Genomic DNA, 3,527 nt, shown 5'->3' on the forward strand with positions numbered 1-3,527 from the left:
TGACCGCTGCATGCGGTCTGCCGGGCTATGCCCGGTCGGTGATGCTGACCTTCCCTTGCGGGAGGTCTGCCGGTGATGCTATCCGGCGTTCAATTCCTTGATCGTAGCGGCCAGAGCCATGATGAGTTCCGGCGTCCCCATCGACTCCTCCCCCATGACCTCGGCTGCCGCGTCTCCGGCAAGTCCATGGATGTACGCCCCCTGAGCCGTTGCCAGGTCAGGTGCCACTCCACGCGCAACCAGCGACAGGATGATACCCGCGAGAGCGTCACCCATGCCGGGCTTGGCCATGCCGGGATTACCAGTCGTATTGATGTACAGCGAGCCGTCGGGCAGGACGGTGAGCGAGCGGTGTCCCTTGAGATGCACGACAGCGCTTGCCTGAGCAGCAAGTGTCTGCGCTGAACTGAGCGTTCCACCCTTCTCGACGTCCTCCGGTGTCAGGTCCACCAGACGGGCGAATTCGCCGGAGTGCGGGGTCAGGATCGTCGGGTTGTCGCGTTTCCACAGCACGTCCAGATGACCCACACAGGCGAACAAGGCGTCGCCGTCCAGGATGAGTGTTCCCTTGAAGGCGGTGGCAAGAAGCAGGACGGCCTCCAGCGTCCGGGGGTCGCCCCCCAGGCCTGGACCTATCAGTGCCGCAGTCGTATCTTCCAGCAGTTCCAGGATATGGGGGAGCGCCTCGACGGTAAGGACGTCACCGGCGAACGCTTGAACGATCGGCCCGTCGACCTTGACGCGGACGACATCCGCGATGCTCTGAGGCACGATGAGGTGGATCGTGCCTGTCCCGGTGGTGAGTGCAGCCTCGGCGGCAAAGACGGGAGCGCCCGTGTAGTCGGGAGAGCCGGCGATGATAGCCACCTTGCCATAGGTGGCCTTGTGCATGGTCCGCATCCGTTCCGGGAACTCGGGGGGCTCGGTCAACTGAGCATGGATCGCACTCTGTTCCAGCAATATGTCGGGATAGATGAGCTGTTCGACGTGGACTTCGCCTGCCGCTTCTGTGCCCGCTCCCATGTACAGGCCCAGCTTTGGCAGACCGAATGTGACGGTATCGCTGGCAAAGACGGGAGTCCCCAGCGCCATGCCGGTGTCGCAGTCGATGCCGGACGGGATGTCTACTGCCACGACAGCGTGCGCCAGACTCGCGTTGACGATCTCGATGATGTCCCCGGCTATTCCTGAAACCACATGGTCGAGGCCGATGCCAAACAGGGCGTCGATCACGATGGCGTCGTCGTCGATCGATTCCTCGATCTTGTCCAGGACCTCTTCGTCCGTGACGTTGATGAAGGTACCTTCGGGGGCGACTCGCTCCAGGAATGCGCGTTCCGTCTCTACATCGTCGCTGGGGTGTCCTTTGACGGGGAGTGCAAATATCGTGACGGGGAAGCCCGCGAACAGGAGGTCGCGGGCTGCGACAAAGCCGTCGCCTCCGTTGCCGCCTGTTCCACACAGAACGACGAAGTGCGGCCTCAGCCCCTCTTCTGCGTCCTCGTCCGCGATGTTTAGTGCCACGTCCGCGACAGCCTGGCCGGCGCGCTCCATAAGCACGATCGACGGCATGCCGTATTCGTTGAAGGTGTGTTTCTCGATACTGCGGATCTGACTACGAGTCGCCGCTCTCATACATGCTCCCATATTCTCCCTGGATCACCATGGCCACGGCGACCGCGTACTCGCGTTCGTGGCTGATGCTGAGGGAACAGTTGAACCAGGGTGTCCCGCGGATGACGGCAATCGGCGCGCCCTCCGGCCCTGGAGCGATCTCGACCTCGCGCAGCGTCGGAAGGTCCCTTGAAGGCAGCAGCTTGATGACAGCCTCCTTGGCGGCCCAGCGGCCTGCCAGACACTGCCAGCGGTCGGGGCGGTCACATGTCGAGAGTTCGGAGGCGGAGTAGATGCGGTTCAGAAAGCGTTCTCCATACCGTTCCCCCAGAGCCTGGATACGCGCCACGGCCACTATGTCCACGCCGAGTTGTTTCATTATTTCAGTATAGCAGCAAAGACCCGTACGGCGCGGTCTTCACCGTGAATCGGCTCAGAAGGCCACCCAGGTGGGCTGGCTGGCGTCGAACGTCTTCATTTCATTATGCCTCCTCTTGGCTAGAATATAAATAGAAGGCAAACATGCCAAGGGAGGCCGATATGGCAAAGAAGATTGCTGTTTTGCTGGACGAGATGGTGAATGAGCAGGAATTCATCTATCCCTACTATCGTCTCAAGGAAGCTGGGTTCGAATCGGTCAGCGTTGCGACAGAAAAACGTGTCTACAAGGGTAAATTCGGTGTGCCCTTTACGCCAGACATGCTCATTGCGGATGTCACCCCGGGAGAGTTCGAGGGTGTAGTCGTGCCAGGCGGATACGCACCGGACTTCCTCCGCCGGTCGAAGGCCATGCTTTCGCTGGTTGGGGAGATGAATGACAAGGGCAAGCTGGTGGCGATGATCTGCCATGCCGGGTGGGTGGGCATCAGCGCTGGGATCGTCAAAGGGCGCACGCTCACCAGTACCAGCGCTATCAGAGACGACATGTCGAACGCCGGGGCAATCTGGGTCGACCAGTCGGTTGTCGTCGATGGCAACCTCGTCACGTCCCGGTCGCCGGCGGATTTGCCAGACTTCATGCGTGAGGTCCTGAGGGTGCTCTCCGTTCAGAAATAGCACTATCTGGAGCAGACCAGCAGCATGCACCGCCGGCCGGCGCGGTTGGCGGCCGGCGGTTTCCATATACAATAAATAAGGAGCAACCATGGGGTTTAAAGAAAACGTCGAGGTATTGCTGTCAAGGAGCCACAGGAGTCAGCGTGAGCTGGCTGCTGCTGCCGGCATCTCCTCGGGGAGGATCTCTCAGATCCTCTCCACCCCTACGTCGCCTACATTGGCTACAGTGACCAGGATCGCCGCCGCATTTGGCCTCGACGCCGCAGACATGGTACGCGACAAGAGGCTGCCTGCTTCCGGTGATGAACTGGAGCTGGCGCTGCGTCACCAGGGGGATCTCAACACCGAGGATATCCAGGCAGTCCATGCATTTATCGCGTATATCCGCGACGCACGTCCAAAAAGGAACAGGCATGGCAAGTGAGACAGTTTTGATCCCGTGCCTGGTAAGAAAGTTGTGCATCAATTGTCGTATTTAGACGGCGTGCCCGTGACCATGGCGCGTAGTTCCATACCCCAGTCAATCGCGGAGGCAGCATGAGTAAATTCATCTTCGTTACCGGTGGCGTTATGTCGTCATTGGGCAAGGGCATCTTCGCCGCCTCTCTGGGGCGCATCCTCCTCGACGAGGGCTTCTCCGTGACCATTCTCAAGATGGACCCATATCTCAACGTCGACGCCGGTGTGCAGAACCCATTTGAGCATGGCGAGGTCTTTGTGACTGAGGACGGCGCGGAGACCGACCTGGACCTGGGACACTACGAGCGCTTCCTCAACCAGAACCTGCACCGCATGAACAATATCACCAGCGGGCAGGTCTACCTCTCCGTCATCGAGAAAGAGCGCAAGGGCGAGTA

4 protein-coding genes and 1 pseudogene are annotated in these 3,527 nt (G+C 60.2%); 3 read left to right on the forward strand and 2 right to left on the reverse strand.

Annotation, left to right across the window (positions count from 1 at the left end; genetic code table 11):
- Positions 1-78 precede the first annotated feature (78 nt).
- Positions 79-1,635 (reverse strand): NAD(P)H-hydrate dehydratase, encoded by a 1,557-nt coding sequence (locus SMC5_RS01030; protein ID WP_165848908.1) that lies wholly within the window; start codon positions 1,633-1,635, stop codon positions 79-81.
- A complete protein-coding gene (gene acpS, locus SMC5_RS01035; RefSeq protein ID WP_119119236.1) occupies positions 1,616-1,993 on the reverse strand; it encodes a holo-ACP synthase in 378 nt (125 codons plus the stop codon). Before acpS ends, SMC5_RS01030 begins: the two co-directional genes overlap by 20 nt.
- A 161-nt stretch (positions 1,994-2,154) precedes the next feature.
- Here acpS and SMC5_RS01040 point away from each other — a divergent pair, with 161 nt between their 5' ends.
- The 3 genes and pseudogenes from SMC5_RS01040 to SMC5_RS11200 form a co-directional block, all read left to right on the forward strand.
- On the forward strand, positions 2,155-2,670 hold the full coding sequence (locus tag SMC5_RS01040; RefSeq protein WP_119119237.1) for a type 1 glutamine amidotransferase domain-containing protein: 516 nt from the start codon (positions 2,155-2,157) through the stop codon (positions 2,668-2,670).
- Positions 2,671-2,758: 88 nt separating this feature from the next.
- The gene (locus SMC5_RS01045; RefSeq protein WP_119119238.1) at positions 2,759-3,094 is read left to right on the forward strand and encodes a helix-turn-helix domain-containing protein; all 336 of its coding nucleotides are present in this window, start codon (positions 2,759-2,761) and stop codon (positions 3,092-3,094) included.
- 113 nt (positions 3,095-3,207) lie between these two features.
- A pseudogene (locus SMC5_RS11200) lies at positions 3,208-3,527 on the forward strand (CTP synthase); the annotation flags it as partial.

Origin of the sequence: Candidatus Cryosericum odellii (genome assembly GCF_003570935.1) — a bacterium.
GTDB lineage: Bacteria > Caldisericota > Caldisericia > Cryosericales > Cryosericaceae > Cryosericum > Cryosericum odellii.

Excerpts from the sequence above, each read along its gene's own strand:
- SMC5_RS01030 (WP_165848908.1), bottom strand. The coding sequence starts at position 1,635 with ATGAGAGCGGCGACTCGTAGTCAGATCCGCAGTATCGAGAAACACACC.
- SMC5_RS01040 (WP_119119237.1), top strand. The coding sequence starts at position 2,155 with ATGGCAAAGAAGATTGCTGTTTTGCTGGACGAGATGGTGAATGAGCAG.
- acpS (WP_119119236.1), bottom strand. The coding sequence starts at position 1,993 with ATGAAACAACTCGGCGTGGACATAGTGGCCGTGGCGCGTATCCAGGCT.
- SMC5_RS01045 (WP_119119238.1), top strand. The coding sequence starts at position 2,759 with ATGGGGTTTAAAGAAAACGTCGAGGTATTGCTGTCAAGGAGCCACAGG.